This is a genomic window from Marinomonas sp. ABL3_031 (genome assembly GCF_056161265.1).
The window spans coordinates 15,739-37,711 of sequence record NZ_JBSWYU010000007.1; the positions used below are offsets into that span (position 1 = coordinate 15,739).

Annotated in this window: 18 protein-coding genes; 7 read left to right on the forward strand and 11 right to left on the reverse strand. The window is 45.0% G+C overall.

Annotation, left to right across the window (positions count from 1 at the left end):
* Positions 1-13: 13 nt before the first annotated feature.
* On the forward strand, positions 14-2,209 hold the full coding sequence (gene glgB, locus ACXAH2_RS09255; protein ID WP_475078068.1) for a 1,4-alpha-glucan branching protein GlgB: 2,196 nt from the start codon (positions 14-16) through the stop codon (positions 2,207-2,209).
* 33 nt (positions 2,210-2,242) lie between these two features.
* Positions 2,243-4,273, forward strand: coding sequence for a glycogen debranching protein GlgX (gene glgX / locus ACXAH2_RS09260; protein WP_475078069.1), 2,031 nt, complete (start codon positions 2,243-2,245; stop codon positions 4,271-4,273).
* Positions 4,274-4,286: 13 nt separating this feature from the next.
* Here the strand turns inward: glgX and ACXAH2_RS09265 are convergent, their stop codons facing one another.
* Positions 4,287-5,864: a methyl-accepting chemotaxis protein gene (locus ACXAH2_RS09265; RefSeq protein WP_475078070.1), complete on the reverse strand. Its 1,578-nt coding sequence runs from the start codon at positions 5,862-5,864 to the stop codon at positions 4,287-4,289.
* A 209-nt stretch (positions 5,865-6,073) separates the two neighbouring features.
* Here ACXAH2_RS09265 and ACXAH2_RS09270 point away from each other — a divergent pair, with 209 nt between their 5' ends.
* The 3 genes from ACXAH2_RS09270 to ACXAH2_RS09280 are packed head-to-tail and all read left to right on the forward strand — an operon-like array spanning position 6,074 to position 10,347.
* Positions 6,074-7,339 carry a response regulator gene (locus ACXAH2_RS09270; protein ID WP_475078071.1) on the forward strand — a complete coding sequence of 422 codons (1,266 nt, stop codon included), beginning with the start codon at positions 6,074-6,076 and terminating at the stop codon, positions 7,337-7,339.
* Positions 7,340-7,399: 60 nt separating this feature from the next.
* Positions 7,400-8,371 carry a serine/threonine protein kinase gene (locus ACXAH2_RS09275; protein WP_475078073.1) on the forward strand — a complete coding sequence of 324 codons (972 nt, stop codon included), beginning with the start codon at positions 7,400-7,402 and terminating at the stop codon, positions 8,369-8,371.
* Positions 8,372-8,388: 17 nt separating this feature from the next.
* Positions 8,389-10,347: a RecQ family ATP-dependent DNA helicase gene (locus tag ACXAH2_RS09280; protein ID WP_475078074.1), complete on the forward strand. Its 1,959-nt coding sequence runs from the start codon at positions 8,389-8,391 to the stop codon at positions 10,345-10,347.
* Here ACXAH2_RS09280 and ACXAH2_RS09285 read toward each other — a convergent pair.
* The 4 genes from ACXAH2_RS09285 to ACXAH2_RS09300 form a co-directional block, all read right to left on the reverse strand.
* The gene (locus ACXAH2_RS09285; protein WP_475078075.1) at positions 10,325-10,819 is read right to left on the reverse strand and encodes a VOC family protein; all 495 of its coding nucleotides are present in this window, start codon (positions 10,817-10,819) and stop codon (positions 10,325-10,327) included. The two genes, ACXAH2_RS09280 and ACXAH2_RS09285, sit on opposite strands and share 23 nt — an antisense overlap.
* A 73-nt stretch (positions 10,820-10,892) precedes the next feature.
* A complete protein-coding gene (locus ACXAH2_RS09290) occupies positions 10,893-11,219 on the reverse strand; it encodes a GIY-YIG nuclease family protein (RefSeq protein WP_475078076.1) in 327 nt (108 codons plus the stop codon).
* A gap of 18 nt (positions 11,220-11,237) precedes the next feature.
* Entirely contained in the window at positions 11,238-11,840 is a 603-nt protein-coding gene (locus tag ACXAH2_RS09295; RefSeq protein ID WP_475078077.1) for a LysE family translocator, read from the reverse strand.
* Positions 11,841-11,849: 9 nt separating this feature from the next.
* A complete protein-coding gene (locus tag ACXAH2_RS09300) occupies positions 11,850-12,041 on the reverse strand; it encodes a DUF1127 domain-containing protein (RefSeq protein WP_475078079.1) in 192 nt (63 codons plus the stop codon).
* 239 nt (positions 12,042-12,280) lie between these two features.
* On the opposite strand from ACXAH2_RS09300, the gene ACXAH2_RS09305 reads away from it, so the two are divergent.
* Positions 12,281-13,690 (forward strand): aminotransferase-like domain-containing protein, encoded by a 1,410-nt coding sequence (locus tag ACXAH2_RS09305; RefSeq protein ID WP_475078081.1) that lies wholly within the window; start codon positions 12,281-12,283, stop codon positions 13,688-13,690.
* Between the two features lie 64 nt (positions 13,691-13,754).
* On the opposite strand, the gene ACXAH2_RS09310 is transcribed toward ACXAH2_RS09305, so the two are convergent.
* The 5 genes from ACXAH2_RS09310 to ACXAH2_RS09330 form a co-directional block, all read right to left on the reverse strand.
* The gene (locus ACXAH2_RS09310) at positions 13,755-14,555 is read right to left on the reverse strand and encodes an ABC transporter ATP-binding protein (protein WP_475078083.1); all 801 of its coding nucleotides are present in this window, start codon (positions 14,553-14,555) and stop codon (positions 13,755-13,757) included.
* 44 nt (positions 14,556-14,599) lie between these two features.
* Positions 14,600-15,676: a FecCD family ABC transporter permease gene (locus ACXAH2_RS09315; RefSeq protein ID WP_475078085.1), complete on the reverse strand. Its 1,077-nt coding sequence runs from the start codon at positions 15,674-15,676 to the stop codon at positions 14,600-14,602.
* On the reverse strand, positions 15,673-16,692 hold the full coding sequence (locus ACXAH2_RS09320; protein ID WP_475078087.1) for a FecCD family ABC transporter permease: 1,020 nt from the start codon (positions 16,690-16,692) through the stop codon (positions 15,673-15,675). Before ACXAH2_RS09320 ends, ACXAH2_RS09315 begins: the two co-directional genes overlap by 4 nt.
* A gap of 5 nt (positions 16,693-16,697) precedes the next feature.
* Complete coding sequence (locus ACXAH2_RS09325) at positions 16,698-17,639, reverse strand: ABC transporter substrate-binding protein (RefSeq protein WP_475078088.1); 942 nt, start codon at positions 17,637-17,639, stop codon at positions 16,698-16,700.
* 168 nt (positions 17,640-17,807) lie between these two features.
* Complete coding sequence (locus tag ACXAH2_RS09330; protein ID WP_475078089.1) at positions 17,808-18,902, reverse strand: MBL fold metallo-hydrolase; 1,095 nt, start codon at positions 18,900-18,902, stop codon at positions 17,808-17,810.
* 129 nt (positions 18,903-19,031) lie between these two features.
* On the opposite strand from ACXAH2_RS09330, the gene ACXAH2_RS09335 reads away from it, so the two are divergent.
* Positions 19,032-19,946, forward strand: a complete 915-nt coding sequence (locus ACXAH2_RS09335; RefSeq protein ID WP_475078091.1) for a LysR family transcriptional regulator — start codon at positions 19,032-19,034, stop codon at positions 19,944-19,946.
* Positions 19,947-20,026: 80 nt separating this feature from the next.
* Here ACXAH2_RS09335 and ACXAH2_RS09340 read toward each other — a convergent pair whose 3' ends face one another.
* Positions 20,027-21,739: a tannase/feruloyl esterase family alpha/beta hydrolase gene (locus tag ACXAH2_RS09340; protein WP_475078093.1), complete on the reverse strand. Its 1,713-nt coding sequence runs from the start codon at positions 21,737-21,739 to the stop codon at positions 20,027-20,029.
* Positions 21,740-21,973 lie beyond the last annotated feature (234 nt).

Consider the following 21,973-nt stretch of genomic DNA (forward strand, 5'->3'; position numbering starts at 1 on the left):
GCTGGAGATATACATGGATTTAGTCAAGCACGACCTGTTTCAAGATTTACTCAATGCTCGCTGTTCAGACCCTTTTGCTTTTCTGGGGTTACATCAAGACCCAGTTACCAAGGAACTTACTCTAACCACTTGGCAGCCTCTTGCCGAAGAGATTGAGGTGATCGCCATTGATGAAGAAATGTCGCTCGGACAATTAACCAAAATTCACCCTGCCGGTCTCTTTCGAGCCAACTGGCCTGCGGGACATGAAGGTTTTCATTATCGCTTGCGCGTTCAGTATCAGGATGGCAACTGCCACACTTTGGTCGATGCCTATCAATTCGCTGGCAGCAGTTTTGTTGATCCTGAGCATCACACCGCCAACCTATACAAAAGCCAAGGGGCCATCCGTCGTGGTGCCCAAGTGAATTCCGATCTCACTATCAATGGTACCCGTTTTGCGGTGTACGCTCCTGCAGCACGTTCTGTCTCTGTGGTTGGTGATTTTAATGGTTGGGATGGTCGAGTTCACCCTATGTCCAGTAATGGTGATGGCATTTGGCGTTTATTCATTCCGGATGTTAATCATGGCGCCCGCTATAAGTTTGAAATTCGTGCACATAATGGTGATCTCTTACCACATCGCACAGATCCTTATGCTAGACGCATTGAACAATACCCGTCTTTTGCCAGCATTACCTGTTTTGATCAACTACATGAGTGGCAAGATCAGGCGTGGCAATCACGTCCTGAACAAGATTTATATCAAGCCCCAATGAGCATTTATGAAGTCCATCTTGGCTCATGGCGACGTCAAGGAGACAACCAAACATTAAGTTACCGACAGCTCATCGATGAATTAGTCCCTTATGTCAAAGACATGGGCTATACCCACATAGAGCTCTTGCCGATTAGTGAATATCCATTTGATGGCTCTTGGGGTTATCAACCTGTTGGCTTGTATGCCGTCACTTCTCGTTTTGGCAGCCCGGAAGATTTCAAAGCCTTAGTCGACGCCTTCCATCAAGCCAACATAGGTGTGATTATGGATTGGGTGCCAGCACACTTTCCAGCCGACAGTCACGGCTTGGCAAATTTCGACGGCTCGAAACAATACGAATACCCAGATCCGAAAAAAGGCTGGCATCCGGAATGGAATTCCTTGATCTATGATTTTGGCAAAGAGCATGTGGTAAATTATTTGATCAGTAATGCCGTTTATTGGTTAGAAGAATTTCATATTGATGGCCTTAGGGTGGATGCCGTGGCCTCAATGTTGTACCTGGATTACGCCCGTGAAGAAGGCGAATGGGTGCCCAACCAAGATGGCGGTAATCATAATTATGAGGCCATCGCTTTTTTACGCAAACTCAATGAAACCATTTATCTCAATCACCCTAATTGCTTCACTGTGGCAGAAGAATCCACCGCCTTTCCTGGGGTATCCAAACCCACTTTTATGAATGGCCTTGGCTTTGGTTTTAAGTGGAACATGGGCTGGATGAACGATACATTGGCTTACATGAAACGCGACCCTATCTACCGCCAATACCATCAAGGAGAATTAAGTTTCAGCATGGTATATGCCTTTGATGAGCAATTCATTTTACCCATTTCCCATGATGAAGTGGTGCACGGTAAGCTGTCCATGTTGGATAAAATGCCCGGTGATGCTTGGCAAAAATTTGCGAATTTACGCGCCTTTTATGTTTACATGTATATGCATCCAGGTAAAAAGCTCAATTTCATGGGCAATGAGTTCGCGCAAGGCCAAGAATGGAGTCACGAACGTTCCTTAGATTGGCATTTATTGGACATTGATTATCACCAAGCACAACAAAAGCTGGTCAAGCAACTTAATTGGCTTTATCAAGAGCACACTAGTCTACAATTTGATCATGAACCGGAAGGCTTTGAATGGATCAGTTATGACGACTATCAAAACAGTATATTGTGCTTTGTACGTCGCCGTAAAAATTCCGCAGAACACTTACTGGCTATCGTCAACTTAACGCCCACACCGCATCCTCAATATCGCATTGGTGTGCCACAAAAAGGCCAATATGAGCTATTACTTAACAGTGACGACGCACAGTTTCAAGGCAGTCAATATAATACGCAAAGCCATTACGTAACAGAGGCACAAGCCAGTCATGGTCGACCGCAAAGTATTGTCTTGTCTGTACCACCATTAAGTGGATTGATTCTGCGTTGGCATGGCTTAGATTAACCACGTCTTTAACATCAGCATAGGAGACATACGGTGGGTCGCTATCAAGTCAGTCAGGGACAAGCTTTTCCACTTGGCGCCAGTGTTACACAACAGGGGGTAAACTTTGCGGTAGTGTCTGAAGATGCGACTCAGTTGCATCTTTGTTTATTTGATGATCATGAGCAACTAATCGAAAGCTTACCTTTTGTCGCCAAACATCGTGGTATTTGGCACATGCAGGTATTGGGTTTAAAGGCAGGACAAAAATATGGATTGCGTGCAGAAGGCCCTTTCGATCCTGCTAAACAATGGCTTTTTAACCCAGCCAAACTATTAATCGATCCTTATGCTAAAGCATTGACGGGCAAACTGGTGTGGCACCCAGAACAAGCAGGCGTAGATGAACAAATGCACTTAGACAAAAGGGATTCAGCCCATTGTGTACCAAAATGCATTGTCTTACCCTCTTCAACAGATGCATCTCGTCCGCCACGCAATAGTATCAACCCACAGCAAAGGGTGATTTATGAACTGCATGTCAAAGGTTTTACACAACAACTGCCCATTGAAGATGCACGAAAAGGCAAGTATCTCGGCGTTATTTCTGATACTGCCATTGCCCACTTACAACGTCTTAACATCACCACAATTCAGTTAATGCCCTGCTTCACCTTTGCCACAGAACGTCACTTGCACAAGCTAGGGCTCAATAACTACTGGGGCTATAATCCCGTCAATTTCTTTACGCCAGAACCTTCATATGCTCAAGAAGATGCCATTGGGGAATTTCAAAGTATGATAGATGGCTTAAGGGAAGCCGGTTTTGAAGTCATTTTGGACGTGGTTTACAACCACACGGCGGAAAGCGAGATAGATCAATCTTGTGTCAGCTTTCGCGGTCTAGACAATGCGCATTATTATCGTCACCAACATGGTGAATACTTGAATTACACCGGCTGTGGCAACTGCATAAACACCCACAACCCTGCCAGTATTCGACTGATTTGTGACAGCATGCGTTACTGGGTCAATGAAATGGGCGTGGACGGATTTCGTTTTGACCTGGGTGTTGACCTGGGCCGAGTGGAACACGACTTTAGTGCCAACGCCCCTCTTCTGCAAGCCATTTTACAAGACCCAGTATTGAGTCAAACCTGCTTAGTTATGGAGCCTTGGGATATAGGCCCGAACGGCTATCAAGTTGGGCAGTTTCCCAAAGGCTTCTTGGAATGCAACGATAAATACCGTGACACAATTCGCCGTTTTTGGCGCGGTGATCAAGGCATGGTTGCCGAGTTTGCCACCCGCCTCATGGGCTCACGAGATTGTTTCCATAAAGGCCAAAAAAGCGCCCTCAATTCGGTAAATTACATCACTTACCACGATGGCTTTACCTTGAGAGATTTGGTGTCTTACGAACAAAGACACAATCTTGCCAATATGGAAGACAATCGTGATGGGCACGGGGACAACATCAGTGTGAACTTTGGAATGGAAGGCCCCAGTGATGATCCGATCATTGCACAACAACGCTTAAATCAACAAATTTGTTTGCTGGCTTCATTGCTGCTGAGTCAGGGAACACCTCACCTGCTAGGTGGAGACGAACTCAACCACTCACAGCAAGGTAATAACAATGCCTATTGTCAGGACAATGAAATCACTTGGCTAAATTGGCAAGTAAACAGAGTTTCACAAAGCTTGCAAACCAACTTGGCGAAATTAATTAAGTTGCGTCAGAGTTACCCTATTCTGAGCGAAGTGCATTTAGCAGACGATGCTTTATTTCAGCACTTAGGAACAGATCAAGTGAGTTGGTTAAATCAAAAAAGTGAAGAAATGACAGAGCAAGATTGGCATGACGCAAATAACCACTATTTGGCCATGATGTTAACCACCGCGAACTTAAGCTGTCGTTTGTGGCTGGTGTTTTATAATCAAGCCGCAACAATTAAGGTGCCAGTGCCAGTGAGTCAGGGCCAACAAGCCCCCGTAGAAGCGCTATTTTTATCCCCTAATGCTCAGTTAAAAGAACAACAACTTTGCCTAAAAGGCGCCAGTGTGGCACTGATTAAGCTTTAACACAAAAGGGCCGTTATTCCTCTTTCACATTCGACTTAAAGCCCATGCGAAAACCGCCCCAGTGTTCACCTTTAACAAAAATAGGAACAGATAAATCGTGCAGAATCTCTCCGGTATCACGTTTATAGGTTTGCAATAAAAAGCTCTCGGTATGCGCGCCACAACGACTCCCTGTGGGATCATTAAAGATACGTTTGGTGCGATTATTCACCAAATCCGTGTCGTAATCCCCGGTCAACGCCTGACTAAATTTTTTGTTATGGGTAGGAAAATAACCGTTTACGTCTACCGCACCAGCAAACATAACTTCATCATGCTGTGACAATATGGCTTCTTGTATCTTGGGAAATGTCTCATCACTGTACTCATCATAGGCGGTACGGTACTTTTGCGGATTCGTTCCCTGAATAGGCTGGTAATCACGAGAAAAAATCTGTTCTTTACTGAGAATATTTTGATCAATGGCGTTTTCTAACACGATGCCAATTTGCGTGGCAGCATTCTTAGCACGGCCCAACAAAGTTGAGAAAAATAAGCCATCGTCAACTTTATCCAATTCACGAAACACCACTTCAGCACCATTACTTAAACTTGCCGCTTCATCTGACAAACGATCACTGCGTTCTGAAATGTCTTGTAAAGATTGACCAATGCGATTAATTGAGCCACTGATTTGTGAGCTGGCTGTGCCCAACTTTTCACTGCTGCTTTCCACTTCCGTTAACACTTTTGAAGCATTTTGTACTTCTTTCGTCAAACCAATGAAGCGATCCGTTTCCCCTAATAAGGTGCTTGATAACTCTTCTGCTAAAGTTTTTAGGGCCTGCATTTCATGGTTTGTACCCGCGCTATTATGACGAACCTCATTCAGTAGATTAGAGATTTGCTCAGAAGCATCGGCGCTTTTTCCTGCCAATGAGCGAACCTCATCGGCCACCACAGCAAAGCCACGCCCCTGTTCACCCGCGCGCGCCGCTTCAATCGCAGCATTCAGCGCCAATAAATTGGTTTGTTCTGATACCCCTTTTATAACACCGGTAATGGAGTCTATGTCGTCCGCACTTTTCATGAGTCGTGCCAACTGCTCACTGGCACTTTGTACCTTGTTGGTCAATTCATTTATTTGCTCGGAACTTTGCGATAAAGCCGTTTGCGCTGTATGACTGGATTGGGCCGTTTCCGTCATGGTCTGGGTCAAATGGGCTAGGTTATCTGACAAGGTCAAACCCGTATTAGATAAGGTATCAACGGCCTGCGTTATTTGCTCACTGTCTTCATAGGTATGATGAATGTCTTTACTGAGCGTATCAACAAAATGTGATACCTCAGCAGCACCAATCGCCATTCGCGAAGTGGCTTGGGTAACACGTTGTCCAACTTGATGAAGGTCCGTTTCTAAATGGCCTGAATCATTAGGGGCCAAGAAATCACTCTTCACTTGGCCGCGTTTTTCGGACCATCCACGCCACAATATTAAGGCCGACAGAAGCGCCACAAGCGCCGTATAAACAACGGGGATTTGCTCTTGCCAACTACCAAAACCGAGTAACAATAAGATCCCAAGAACACAGCTAATATGGAAGTACAACATAGTTACACCTTTATTATTCTTTACATCCATCCTATGCTGAGATTTATCTAGGTCAACGCAATTCCAGCTTCCTACGACTAAAGTCGTAATCCATTTCTGTTACAAATTGCAACAAAATCAATGATAACAAATGCTCACTAACTTTGGGCTTTATGTAAATAGCATGATATAACAAAGAAAGGATTAAGGATAAATTATTAGGTAATCGTTTGACAGATTTAACCGCGTTAGGCATTGAAGAAAACAACAGCGTTCAACAAAAGCTAGTTGATATCGCGAAAAAGCGTGTACTTATTATTGAAGATATAGGCGAAATGCGCCTTATGTTAAAATCCCTAATGACTTCTTTAGGTTACGTTAACATAGATGTGGAACCTTCCGGCCAGCAGGCCATGAAACGCATTCTTGAAAAACACTACGATGTAATTTTGTCCGATTACAATCTAGGTGGCAGCATTGATGGTCAACAGATTCTCGAAGCATCTCGTAAAAATTACTCTCAAGACCACTCTACCATCTTTATCATGATCACTGCCGATACTGCGTATGAAAGCGTGGTCAGTGTATTAGAATACCAACCAGACAGTTATTTGGTGAAACCTTTTCCTCCCGCCGCTTTTTTCCGTCGTTTTGATCGGGTACAAAAACAGAAAAAAACCTTCGATGGCATTAATGAATCTCGCAAAAAGGGACTTCATGAAGACATGGCGGCACAAGCCAAAGAGGTCATGGAGCAATACCCGCATTACACAAATCAATGCTTAAAGATCATTGGTGAATCCTTGTATGCTCGAGGCCTCTATAAAGACGCTAAGAGCCACTATATGTTGGTGATTAGGAATCACAAAAATCTTGCTTGGGCACACTTCGGCATTGCCCAATGTGAAATGCAATTAGGTGCCGTTGGCGCCGCCATTCAAAAATTAGAAGAAACCATCAATCTCAGTCGTCACTTTTTATCTGCTTATGATTTGCTTGCGGATGCACAAGAAAATCAGGGGAATATTGTCGACGCCCAACAAACCATTAAACGTGTTTTAGAAGTATCACCTCGTTCCAATGATCGTTGTCTACGCTTGGCTGAGTTAAGTGCGCAAATCAGTGACTGGGAAACAGCAGAACACGCCTATTCTCGTATTATTCGACTGACTCGAGATACCATCAATGAAAAGGTGGAATACTATTACGAATACCTAAAATGTCTGACCAATTTGATGAATTCCGGCGCAGATAACTCTAAGTTAGCCGATAAATTTAAACGTGCTTTGATCCGTCTGCGTTCTTTTGGTAAGGCCAATCCTGCTGCTATTTCCAATTCCTTCCGCATTGAGATTCAACAATATTTAGCTCGCGAGCACATTGGCGAAGCCATAAAATCATGGAAACAGTGGAATCACCTGATTGAATCAGGCCAAGCTTCGGCCCTTAGCGAAGCCCAAGAACACACGTTGAAAAAACGTCTTGGCTTGCTTTAACCAAGCTTTCCTTATAGTGTCGGGACGCCAGCCATTTGATTTGAAGAGTACCCCCTATTTATGAATGCGCAACAGGAGTTTTCTAACCTGGTTCCCGACGTCATTCTCGATGCAGTCGAGTCCTTAGACTTCTGGACAGACGCCCGAATTTACCCATTAAACAGCTATGAAAACCGCGTCTATCAAGTTGGTATTGAGGACAGTGCACCACTGATTGCTAAGTTCTATCGACCTCATCGTTGGCAGCAAGGGCAAATCCAAGAAGAACACGACACTCTTCTGGCGCTGGCGGAAGCTGGCTTACCCGTTGCGGCACCTATGCAAATTAATGGTAACACTGTGTTCCAGCATCAAGGCTGGTATTTCTGTCTAACACCCCGTTTAGTGGGCCAACACCCCGAAGCAGAGAATCTTGATCAACTTTTTCAAATCGGCGAGTTAATTGGAAAGTTACATCAAGCCTTAAGCCAGCAAAGCTTCCAACAACGTCCATGCGTCTCACCTTTAGAACAAATTCAACAAGCCACAAAAGAGGTTCTCAGTAACGGACATCTACCAACCAAGATTGAGAGCCGCTATAAAACCAGCATTACTCAATTACTCAATTTGTGTGAAACGCAAATACAAAGCTTTTGGCCACAAGCCTTGCGCCCCATTCATGGTGACAGTCACCGCAGTAATCTACTGATGGTCGACAATGAATTTCACTTATTAGACTTTGACGATTGCCAAAATGGCGTGGCAATACAAGATTTATGGTTACATCTTACTGACCTCTCGCAAAGTCGACAGCAATTGAGTGAGCTGATCGAGGGGTATGAAAGTTATGCTGCATTTGATGTCAGAGAATTGGCGTTGATTGATGTATTTAAAGCCACTCGAATAATTTGTTATGCCGCTTGGCTGAGCAATCGTTGGCAAGATCCAGCTTTTGTTAAAGCCTTTCCTTGGTTTGCCAGTGAGGAATATTGGCTAAACCATCTTAACGAGCTTAAAGCTTGCCAAATGGAATGGGGGCAGCTTTCCCTATGACAAGGATGAAGTGAAAGATGACAGGGACAGAACAAGAACTTTATCGTATTTTTGGTTTTGAAGGCTTTCGAGAAGGCCAAGCAGAAGTGGTCGATCACCTACTAACGGGAGGTTCTTCACTGGCCGTCTTTCCAACAGGGTCAGGGAAATCTCTCTGTTATCAATTCACTGCTACCCAGTTACCGCATTTGACCTTGGTGATTTCCCCACTTATCGCCCTGATGCAAGATCAGTTAAGCTTTTTACAAAGCAAAGGCATTGCTGCAGCCAGTTTGGATTCCACTCAATCTCGAGAAGAAAGCCAGTCTGTCATGGCAGGCGTCAAAGCGGGCCACATCAAAATTTTGATGATTTCGGTAGAGCGCTTTAAAAACGAACATTTTCGTCGTTTTATACAAGAGGTTGCCATTTCCCTCATGGTAGTGGACGAAGCTCATTGTATTTCCGAATGGGGACATAACTTCCGCCCCGATTATTTAAAACTCCCGCAATATCAACAGTCCCTCAAGATTCCGCAAGTGCTATTGTTGACCGCTACGGCCACGCGCCGAGTGCAAAAAGACATGGCTCAAAAGTTTGCCATTGCTCCACAACAAATCGTACAAACAGGCTTCTATCGCCAAAATTTACATTTAGATTTAATTCCTGTGGCAGAAGCACAAAAATTCACCCAGCTTGAAAAAGTGATCTCGCAACAACAAGGGTCAAGTATCGTTTATGTCACCTTACAAAAAACCGCTGAGCTACTGGCACAGCAGCTAAGTAATCAAGGTCATAGTGTGCAGGCTTATCATGCTGGGTTAGACAGCGAAACAAGAAGTCAAATTCAAACCGACTTTATGCAAGGTCGAACTCGCATCATAGTGGCCACCATTGCCTTTGGCATGGGCATAGACAAGTCCGACATCCGACTGGTGGTGCATTATGATTTACCCAAGTCCATCGAGAATTACAGTCAGGAAATTGGCCGCGCAGGTCGAGATCAACAACCCAGTCAGTGCGTACTTTTGGGCAATTTAAACGGCTTAAACACACTTGAGAACTTCGTCTATGGTGACACCCCAGAAGAACATAATATTGTTCATCTCATTCAACTCATCAGTCAACAAAGCCAACAAGGTGAATGGCAAACTCAGTTGTATCACCTGTCTTTTGACACCAACATTCGTAGCTTGGCATTGAAAACCTTATTAGTACAGCTTGAACTCATGGGCGTGATCGAAGCCAAGTATTCTTATTACGCGGAAGTTAAAGTGAAATGGTTACAAGATGCCGACCTCTTCATGCAGACTTTATCAGACGAATGGCAAGCGACTTTTCAGCGGCTTCAACAGGGTATTCAATATAAGAAAATTTGGGGCAATGTGGATTTCCAGTGGCTCAATGACAACATGGGGATGCCAAGAGCAGAAGCCCTAAAGTTGTTGGAATTCGCTGCGCAACAAAATGCTCTGATGATAGATATGAAGGGCCTCACGGAAGTTTACCACAGCAAAATACAGGGCGTTGACACTCAGGCTGTAACTCAGCATTTGCTCAATTATGTTCAGCAAAAAGAAGCCTCTGAAATCGAACGCATTGCCACCATGATTCGTTTTTTCGAGTTGGATCGCTGCTTAAATCATAATTTGGCGCGCTATTTTGGCGATCAAGATGCCCCTCAGCAGTGTGGGCATTGTTCCGTTTGCCAGGGCCACATCATGCACTTTGAGCAAGAAAATGCAGATTTTTCAAAATTGGATGCCAAATTACAGCAGGATATTCGTGGTTTTATACAACAAGTCCAACAATTGTCCAGCGACACCAAGATCACCCCGACCTTAATAACGCGTTTTCTAACTGGCTTAACCCAGCCTGTTTTCAATCGTATTAAAGCACGTCAGTTGGCCGGTTTTGGTGATTATGAACAAGAATCCTATCCTGCTCTGTTGGCCTATACTGAAGATGTTTTACTTAACGCTTCTTATCTTCATTGAGATCCGCTTCGTCCGAGGTATCGCTTGCGTTTTCAGCTTCTTTTTCAGTGTCATCTTGCGCCACGGTTTCGCTTTGAGAGTCCTCTATTAATTCTTCGTCAGCAGGCTGAAGTACACTGATTTCAATCAGGTTATTATCTGGGTCATTGAAATAAACCGATTGAATCGGCCCAATTGCACCCGATTTAGCAACCGGCCCTTCGATAATAGTGACCTCATGTTGCTGTAAATGCGCAATCACCTCGTCCAATGCCCAATCGCTAATAAGACACAGGTCTCCAGAGCCTTCCATTGCATGATTTCGAAGTTCTTGACCAAGGGTTTGAAAATTAATTTTCTGTTGTCCAAAGCGCACAGCGCGTCGCCCCTCAGCAAAGCTAATGGCCTCCATCTGTAGCACTTTTTCATAAAAGTCTACGGCTTTATCGACATCGGAAACGGTCAAAACAAGATGATCAATGTGACTGATCATAAACACTTACTCTCCTGTAAAATGCGGTAACAAGCAGGCTTATGCTACGAGTGATTTCACGCAAATACAATGCTTATGTTTGCTCTTCAGATAACAAAGTTAGCGGATCAATCTTACCCTCTATCAAACTTTGTTTTTGTCGACGATTTAGCTTTTTAATGCGATTTTCAATCATCAGAGCTTGGCTTTTGGAAGCCACCGTATGTTGCCAAACCAATTCCAATGGCCCCTTTCCTCTCAAGTAACGAGCGCCTTTTTTGCTGTCTCCAGAATGCTCTTTAAAGCGTCTACCTACATCCGTACTGATTCCCGTATATAGGGTATTCAAACGGGTCTTAATAATATAGAGGCTCCAATTGGAATCTGCTTTATCAGTCAGCTTAATGTGATTTGAGTCCACCTTAGCTCCTTTGCTCACTTAGCCTATTATCATAAATAATGTCATCGCGGTGGCCAGCCCCATAAGATAGTGAAAGGCACGTTGCCGTTTAGCGCTCGTTAACCAAATACGAATCTTCATCCCTGCCCACGCCCAAATTGAAATAGCAATAAATCCCAAGCAAGCAAAAGCCAACAAAATTGATATACCTGACGCCAGATATTTATCTCCTGTAAAAGTAAAGGTACTGACGCAACCTAGGGACATCATCCAAGCTTTTGGGTTCACATACTGAAATAATACCGCCTGCCACCAACTCATTGGTTTGGCTGCTTGCTTGCCAACATCAAAATGTCCTACTGGCGCACTGGCAATTTTCCAAGCCAACCAAAGTAAGTACAAACAGCCCACCCATTGCAAGCCTGGATATAGGGACGGATATAAGTTGAACAAGGCCCCCAAGCCCAACAATGTGGCCGACAGCAAGCTGAACATCCCAATAATAATGCCCAAAATATGCGGCATGGTACGGCGATAACCAAATTGTGCACCAGAGGCCAATAACATAATATTATTGGGACCAGGCGTTACCGAAGTAATAAAAGCGAACATCGCCAAAGCAATAAAAAACGACGTATCCATATTATCACCCTAGCCCTCTTTATAATGAAACAGATCCTGTAAAAAGCCTCTTACACTGGCTTTACTCGCTTCCATACGTTGTTCTTCGGGCTTTAAGCCAATGTCCATGCACTGTTCCACTGTCAATGTCTTTAATGCTTTACGAGTTTGAAAACGTAAAACACAGGCTTGTAGATGAGCGAATAAACCGATGACTAACATAACTTATCTCCTTGCGTAGAGGGTGTATCCTAACAACACCCCTTTTTTGTATGCTCCTATACTGTAGGGCAGAGACAAGCTTCAATACAGATTCAAAAAAAACTTTAATTCATCATACAGATTCGCAACAGTAACTCTGTATGCTTCTATTTTTCTCAATCTGTATGGTTATTTCTTACCTTTAGAGCGCTTACAATAATTTCAATCGGTTAGAGTGAAACAGTTTGGAGGGTGTATAAATGACGCTGTATGAAAACCTCGCCATCCGCTTACGCGAGCATATTGAACTTGGCTTTTATAAGCCCGGTGACAAACTGCCTTCTGTTAGACAGCTGGCGAAAGAGCATGGTGTCAGTATCTCCACTGTCCAAGAAGCCTACCGGCAGTTGGAACAAGCACTCTTGGTCGAAGCCAAACCTAAGTCAGGCTATTTCGTCAGTGTACAAAACAAAGACAGTTTGCCCAGCATTTCTCGACCACCACAACGACCTTTAGAGGTGTCGCAATGGGAAGAAGTACTCAACATGCTGATGATTCGCAGTCGTAATAACGGCGTACAATTACAACACGCCATGCCGGATATGAAAGCCACTAGCCTCAAGCCATTATTAAAAGACCTGAGCAAACAAAACCCTGAAATTGGCCTAAGTTATTCCGATCTTCGTGGTACGGAAGAGCTGCGAGTACAACTGTCACGACTGGCCGTGGCTTCTGGTTGCCAACTGCATCCCGATGACATTGTTATTACCTCAGGTTGCCAAGAAGCCCTGTCTGTGTGCTTGCGAGCTGTCACCGAACCTGGTGACATCATTGCCATTGAATCGCCAAGTTTTTATGGCTCTATGCAGGCCATCAAAGCCGCTAACCTGAAGGCCATGGAAATCCCCACTCATCCAGAAACAGGCATCAGTTTAGAAGCGTTAGAGTTAGCCTTAGATCAATGGCCAATCAAGGCGGTTTTTGTGACCCCTACTTGCAATAACCCAATGGGATACACCATGCCAGAAGATAAGAAAGAACAGCTTTATAGACTGGCAAAAAGTTATGACATCACCATTATTGAAGACGACATTTATGGTGACATTTCTTTCCAGTTTCCACGACCAAAAACCATCAAATCATTTGATACCGATGGCCGTGTTTTGCTCTGTTCCTCTTTCTCCAAATCCATTGCTCCTGGCATGCGCGTCGGGTGGATCGCACCGGGCCGTTACCGCGACAAGGTGACGCATATAAAATACGTGTCCAGCTCTATGTGTCCTGTGCCCCCCCAATTGGCAGTAGCAAAATTTATTCGCCTTGGTGGTTATGCCAAACACATTCGCAATATGCGATTAAATTATGAGAAACAGCGGGACATGTTGCTTAAGTCCATCAAAACCTATCTTCCCAAAGACACTCGAGTCAGTTATCCAGCAGGCAGTTTTATCTTGTGGGTAGAATTAGCTGCAGACATCGACAGTATGGAGTTAGTGGAAAAATGCCGTCAACAAGGCGTTGGCTTTGCGCCGGGCCCTTTGTTTTCCGCAACCGGAAAATACCGTAATTGCTTTCGTTTAAATTACAGTGAGAAGAACATTGAACAGCGTGAAGCAGCAATCAAAACACTTGGTCGGATCATTGAGAGCATGCAACCAAGCTCACCATAACAGGCTATTTTAATTGCTCAACCTCAATTTATGACAATACGGTCAGTGTAAACTGACCGTATTGTCATGATTTCACGCGTTTAATATTGATGAGGATGGGACTCGCTGTCATGGGATCGGGAATCAAATCACACTCCACCCCATAGAGCTCCATAACCAATTCTTTGGTCATGACCTCTTTCGGGCTGCCTTGCGTAATAATTTTACCCTGCTTCATGGCCACAATGTGATCAGCATAACGACAAGCACTGGGCAAATCATGCACCACCATTGCAATGGTTTTGCCCTGCTCAGACAATTCGCGGATCAACTCAAAGACTTCAATTTGGTGTCCTAAATCCAGTGCAGAAGTGGGTTCATCCAATAATAATAAAGGCGTCTCTTGGGCAATAGACATGGCAATCCAAGCCCGTTGTCTTTGTCCACCAGATAAGGTATCCAGCAAACGCTCTTTAAGATCGCTCAAGTCCGCTGCTCGCAAAGCGTATTCAATGGCTTCTTGATCACTCATTGCCCATTGTTTTAAGGCACTTTGGTGAGGGTGGCGACCAAAACGAATCAATTCACTGACACTAATGCCATCCGGTGCAATGGTATCTTGTGGTAACAATGCCAAACGACGTGCCACTTCTTTTGAAGGCAGGCGATGAATGTCTTTACCATCCAACAACACAGCGCCACCACTTGGCGCGTGTATGCGCGACAAACCATTTAGTAAAGTGGATTTACCACAACCATTCGGCCCAACGATGGCTGTCACCTGAGCATTGGGCAACTGAATGTCTAAATTCTCAATGATGCTGGTTTTGCCGTGTTTTAAGGCTAATGCTTGTCCAGCCAGAGTTACCGTATCCGCTTGAGTCACGAAAAAGCTATCCTTTTATTTTGCCCTAATTAGGGCCTAAATCATCATAAGTTGTGCTTGGATTTTTGACGAATCAAAATCCAAATCAAATAAGGTCCACCCACCACAGACGTCACTATGCCAACCGGCAGTTCAATTGGAGACAATAAAGTACGCCCCACCAAATCTGCCACCACCATAATAAAGGCTCCTGCCAACGCCGAACCAATAAGTGGAATGCCGCGATAGCGCGCAAAAACACGCGCCATTTCTGGCCCAATCAAAGCCACCAAACCTACTGGGCCAGCCACAGCGACCGCCAAGCCAGTTAAAATAATCGACAAACTCAAAGACGACAGGCGTAACCACTTAGTACTTGAGCCAAGTCCAGTAATCACTGCATCAGAAAAAGGCAGTAGCGAAAATAAGTGCGTTAGTAATAGGCAAGCCACAAGGCAAAATAACAATCCAGCACCCAAGATATTGACCATTAGTTCTGGACGAGCACTCAAACTGCCCACCGTCCAAGGATAGGCTGCGTTGGCCGTATCTATATCGACCTGACTTAACATCAGCTGAGTCACAGCCCCAGCAATAGCCCCAATACCAATGCCGGCGACAATAAAACGATAGCCACGAGTGCCACTGCTGCCCGCCAAACCAAAAGCAAGCGCTGTCGCGGTAGCCGCTCCAGCCAATGCCATCGCCGATGGCGCAATAGAAATAGCAGTACTCACCACTGACGACACAGCAAACGCCATGGCGGCGTTATCAATACCAATGATACCCGGTGTGGCTAAGCGGTTACGCGCTAGGGTTTGCATCAAACAACCCGCCAAGCTAAAGGCCGCGCCAGTATAAATACCCGCCAGCAAACGCTGTAAACGTAAGTCCTGTACCACAAATTGGCTAAGTGTATCACCGTAACCAAATAAGGCTTGAATCACCTGCCAAGGTGATAAGGCGACCGTACCTATGCCCAGGGAAGCAATGCTGGCAAGCATCACCAAGCTTAATAACAATAGATTACGCCGCATAGCCCGACCATCTATTAAGCAAGCAAACTGACCCAAGGCAATTTTTATGTAGCCGTCCGGCACCTGAGACGACACATGTTGAGAAGAAGAGAGGCTTTGGATCATAATGTTGGTAACCTATGGGCCCTGACAATGGCCAATAAAACAGGAGCCCCCACCATAGCTGTTAATACCCCAAGTGGCATTTCAGCCGGTTGAGCCACCAAACGAGAGAAAATATCCGCACTTAAAATCACCAAAGGCCCAATCGGCAAACACAGCCATAAGGTTCTACGAATATCAGGCCCTATCAAAGCCCGTGCCGCAAACGGCACCACTAAACCAACAAACATAACAGGGCCTGCAATGGCCGTCGCCGCGCCAACCAATAAGGCCACCGCAAACACCACAATCAAACGAATGCGACCAGGTTTGTAACCTAAGCCTATGGCAACCCGCTCCCCTAACGCCAACGAGGCCAACGGCCTTGCCACATACAAAACACAGGCGAACGCTAGCAACAGTGATGGCAGCAAAGACAACAACTGATCTAGATTTCGTCCTGCAATGCTGCCCGTGACCCAAAAGCGGATTTCATCGGCAGCCCGTTCATTATAAAGCAGCAACAAGGATGTCATGGCAATCAGCAAACTGGACAAGGCCGCCCCCGCCAATACCAACCGAATGGGATCATTTCGTTGCCCTTGCATCTGCGCCACACCAATGACACAGAAGCAACCAATTAAGGCGCCTAACTGGGCCAAGCCCACGGATAAGGTCGCCGTACTGGCGCCCAAGGTTAACGCAATGGCGACAGCAAAAGCACTGCCAGAGCTGACGCCCAACAAGCCAGGTTCTGCCAAAGGGTTGCGTGCTACCGATTGCATCAAGGCACCAGCAATGCCTAAGCACATCCCAGCAAATAGCCCTACCAATGTTCTCGGTAAGCGTAACTCATAGACAATGAATTGCGCATCGTCTGATCCATGACCAGATAACACCGCCATGACTTGGCTGGGACCAACCTCACCCGCGCCAAAAAACAAACTGGCCAGACAGCAAAATACCAGCAGCAAGGCGACTGGTATTAACGCGCTCAAAATCGACCGCTGAGCCGGCGGTGTTTGAAACCACAATTGCATTCGGCTTATTGCACCTTGTTGTCCAACAGGTTTTGAATGTCATCCAAAATCGCGTTCGCGGCAAGCGGGCCAGAAGCGCTGGTCCACAATTGACCATCCACTGGAATCACATGGTCACGCTTAGCCACATCAAGACGCGCAAAAGCGGGTGACTGCTGTGCAGCTTCAAGGGCTTGTTGACCTTCTTCATCGAGAGTGGCCATGAAGATCCAATCATTATCGATTTTTGATAGGTTTTCCAAACTCAAAGGACTGGAATGGGGACGACCACGCTTGATCAAACCTGAATCCGTCACCTCAAAGCCCGCTTGTGACAATAAGCCGTTGGAGAAAAATTGCGTGGTTAATACTAGAGCGCCTTGTGGCATCCAACGAATCAAAGCCGCACCACGTTGATCCGCAGGTAGTTTGGCTACTAATTGCGTTTTAATTTGCCCTGCACGATCAGCAACCGCGCGAATAATTTGTTCGGCTTTTTGTTCGCGGTTCAATGCTTTCGCGTACACACGCATTTCGCGAATCCAACCGTCCGGACGAATACCATCACCTTGTGGCACTATGGTCGGCGCAATTTTTGATAACAATGCGTATTGTTCAGCAGACAAACGATAAGACGCTAGTATGATATCAGGACGCTGAGCAATGACAGCTTCAAGATTGGTTTCGCGTGAGGTGCCGACAATTTTGACGTTTTTCGCCGTGTCTTGAATATAACGCGCCACACCATCGCCACCACGAGTAGAAATCGCTCCAACGGGTTCAAAACCCAAGGCAAAAGCCGCATCTAATGCCCCTTCATGTACAGTAACGATGCGTTCAACCTTATCGCTAACCATCACATCACCATACTTTGTCGCCACCCTAATATCATCGGCCAACACGGGCAAAGTAAAGAGTAAGCCCAAAGCCAAACTTGCAGAACGACTAAATCCACCTAACAAGGACATATCAACCTCTTCTCTTTAAAAAATGGCCTTAAAATAATTAGCCTTTGAATAAATAACGCTTATTAACAACAGGGCATAAAATGCGAATAATAACTTTTATCATTTATGAGATAAAGTCGCCGTTTTATCATGCCTGTGCAATTGATTGATAAAACACCTTTTTACCAATCAATTGGCTTTCGAAGCCGAATTTTGCTGCACTCTATCTTGATAATGTGCAATTTTCACCACACGAGCCAAACTGCAATCACGTAACAAAGCAAAGGCGTTAGTCGCATTAGCATCGACAAAAGGATGTAACTGACCACTTTGACGCTGTTGCAAGGCTTGCATTCGCGCTACGCTATTGTCTCGGGTGGGGTGATTCGATAGAAACACATCCACCCCTTTCCTATCGGCTAATGTTTTGAAGCGCGCCGCAGAATCTGTGTACATTTGCAGACGCTCAATGTTGGGCCCAAAGTTTAATCCTGTGCCTCCCCACATTGCCGCCATATGGGTTTGCCCACCATCTTTTACAGGGAAGATGAGTGAAATCGTACCCAGAGTATGACCTGGTGTAACATACAATTCTACTTTCGTATCACCCAATTCAATCACTTCACCATCATGAATCGTGATGTCTCGAGTAGGCGCTTTCCCCCATTTAGGGTTCACAATTTCTGGATCCGGTCTTTCAAGTTCCATCCAATCCGCATCACTCATGACCACTCTTGGCTGGAAGGATTTCACCAAGTATTCTTGACCGCCATAATGGTCACCATGAGCATGAGCAATAATCAGATAACGTATGTCATTTGGGTCCATACCAAGCTTCTTGATACCCGCTGCAATAATCTCTTCCGCCTGACGATTACTGTTCATGGCATCAAGCAAGATTAACCCTTGCGAGGTTTTAATTACCCAGCTGGCCACAGAACGATTACCGACAAAATACAGGTTATCAAACACTTGTTGAGGCTCAATATAAGCACGTTTGGCTCGCTCTGCTCTTTGCTCATCCGTTAAGGTACGTTTCTTATTACCAGAACCTGCTTTTCTCGCCGTAATGTTTCTTAATGGTTGATCAATAGCACAGATATTCGCTAAACCAGGATAGTCTTTACCCGCTGCTAAACCTTGCTCGACTAGCGCTTGTGGTGACAAAGTGGTTTGTGCCATCCCTTGACGACCAAAAGCGAAAACGGAAAAAAACAAGGTAAAGGCTAAAACTTGTTTAAAAGAACCACTTTTAAGTGAACAAAAAGTGCCGCTAAATAACATAAAAGTCTCAACTTTATAAATAAGATTGGTTACTATTTACATTCTCACACAAATCCCTCCCTAGAGTTCGGAACAGTATGTTCCGAAATATGCAATACTCTGCACATCTAGGATTATCAGGCTTGCTGTATGTATGATTTAAATGACTTACAAAGTTTCATTACGCTGATCGAAACAGAGAACTTAACTCAAGCGGCAAAACGCCTTGGCGTTTCCAAGTCTACTCTTAGTCGTCGCATCGCTCACCTTGAAAACCAATTAGGCCAAGCTTTATTACTTCGCCAAGCCAATCAAATGGTCGCCAATGACGCTGGACGAGCTTTTCATCCCTTTGCTTGCAAAATCATTGAAGCGGCAAAACAAGCTCAAAAAACCATAGACTCATTGCAAGATAATGTTATTGGCGACTTGAGTATTGCCGCCTATTCTGGTCTAGCCCGCTCTTGGCTCCCCAAAGAAATCATTCATTTTGCCGATGAACACCCCGAGATCAATTTCTCTCTTAAAACCACTTCTAAATTTTCCGAATTAGAACAAGCGGATATTGGTGTATGGTTAGGTTCACCTGAACCCTCTCGATTTAAAGAAGAAATGGTTGGCTATTTAACTTGCGGTCTATACGCTTCCCAAAAATTTGTAAAAAACAACCCTAACCTGATTGATGTGGAAGAGTTAGAGAACATTCCTTGGGTTAATTTTCACCATTTTTATCAACCGGCTGGCGATTTAGAGTTACATCATTTGCAAGATGGCGCTAAGCGCATTCAAATTCCAAAGTCACAAATTTGGACTGATCAAATTGCTATGCAGCTAGAACAGATTGCCAAAGGTACCGGTGTGGGTGTCCTCCCAGATTACATGGTCACCATGCGAGAAAAACATCACCCAGGAGATTTGATTCGCGTGTTACCACAATGGCAATTGCCTATGATTCCTGTTTACCTTTTGTATCCCTATGGGAGTTTGCCCAAGCGTATGTCGGAATTTTTGCACCATTTCCGTAATCGCACCCGTGATATTTTGGATAAGCAAAAATCTCAATAAGCCATCACTGCTCCACTAATAAGGTAAAAAGGAAGCCAAATTGGCTTCCTTTTTACCGCACAAAGACCTTATTCGCTCACTTATTGACAAGCAAAGCTCGCCGCACTTTCTGGGTCACCCTTACCATCATAAGTGGCTACGGTTGGGAAAGGGCACAAAGGGCGAGTACGATCGTCAGACCAATCCGTCGGTAACTCTTTGTTGACACCGCCAGGATTATTGACACCGCGCGCAGAAGCAATGACTTGCTCAGGCTGCACACCCTTTTCTACCCAATTGACCAGAGGCGTTAGCATGTCGAATTGATCAACCGACTGACCGCCACGGCAATGAGCCATGCCAGGTACCGGATAAAATTGCGCGAATTGCCCAGCCTTGCCTTGATTTTCTTGATCGAGCGCTTGATACCAATCTTGCGTATCTTGCACCGAGAAAATAGGATCGGAGACACCGTGATAGACCATGATTTTGCCACCACGGTCACGCATCACGCTCATGTCTTGCGGATTTTGCGGTGTCATGAAGCTCATACTGGCTTCTTGATAGATCCCTTTTGTGGCATAAACTTTTTTCACTAGCTCATCGATATCCGCATTGAATACGTATTCTGGGCCATTGAAATTACGAATGCTCAGATCTTTCAGTTCCACTGGCGGCGTTTGAAAAATCATGCTCACCGCTCCAGAATCACGTTTGATTGGCGCACTGTATTCCCAGTTCATTTGGTCTTGATTACTGATGCCCACATCGTAAGGGAAAGAGGCGTAAACCCGTTCACCGTTGAGCACACGAGGGCCATCAAAAATGGTAGCGACTGCGGTTTTTTGCTCTGGGGTCAAACAAGTACCATCACGCCCAGCGGAGCAAGAAGGAACGTCTCTGTCTAAATCAAATGCGCTATGGCAAGCATTGTAATCTTGCACCAAACCATCGTTTAAGCCGTCCAAAGCATCACATTGTTGCAACACTGCTGTGGAGACCAATTGGCGTTCTTGCATGGTAAAAGCGGCGCTTAAATCCTTTTTTGTTGTGCCCGGTACCGATAAATAAAGCTGCGCTCCTGCTATATTAGCCACTGCGGCTAAAGGCAAACGATAGCCTGGCGCGCCCACTAAAAATCCATCGTATTCATCGGCATAACGCGTCGCTGCAACCATGGCATGTCGTCCTCCATTGGAGCAACCCGCAAAATAACTACGATCTGGCGCTTTGCCATAAACTTGTGACACCACGGATTTCACCATAGGCGTCAAGCTTCCAACCGCTTGATAACCGTAATCTAAACGGGCTTGAGGATCATATCCAAAAGTTGGCAAAGGACGGTCATGTCCAGCATCGGAACTGATCACAGCGAAGCCTTGATATAATGCATTGGTGATTGGCCCACCTGCAAAACCGCCTTCAGCTGCTCTGACGGTTCCATCTATGCCACCATTGGCTTGATACAATAGTCGACCATTCCATGTTTGAGGCAAACGAATTTCAAAACCAATAGCGTATTCTTTACCATCGACAAGACTGACTCGTCGATTCATTTCACCTTTCACCAAACAATGTTCATCAATAGCTTTGCCTGCTACCGACATATCACCTTTGGCAACAGATTCTACCGAGAAAATGCTCGTATTTTGATAAGCAAGCTGACCGGCAAAGGCTTCACATTGTTGAGTTAACTTTTCGGGAATCGCTGAGCTCAATTGAGTCAGTGAGGATGGGGAGCTTGAGCAAGCGGTCAGAAAAACCGATGAGACCAGCGTTACTAACAAAGTGTTAGATGCGAGATTACTTTTCATTATATCTCCTTGTCGCCATTTAGGCTTGTTATTGTTGTTATTTTCAACAATAAGAATATATAACGACTCCTATTTTGCAAATGAATGGTGATGTTTATCTTCCGTCATCATCTTAAAAAAACGCCCATAGGCTTATTAATCCATCCAGCTCGGGAACCTTCTAATCACAAAATGGGTCAATTGAAATGCGAACTGCAAAACCATTCATCTAAATGTAAATAAATGAAAATATGC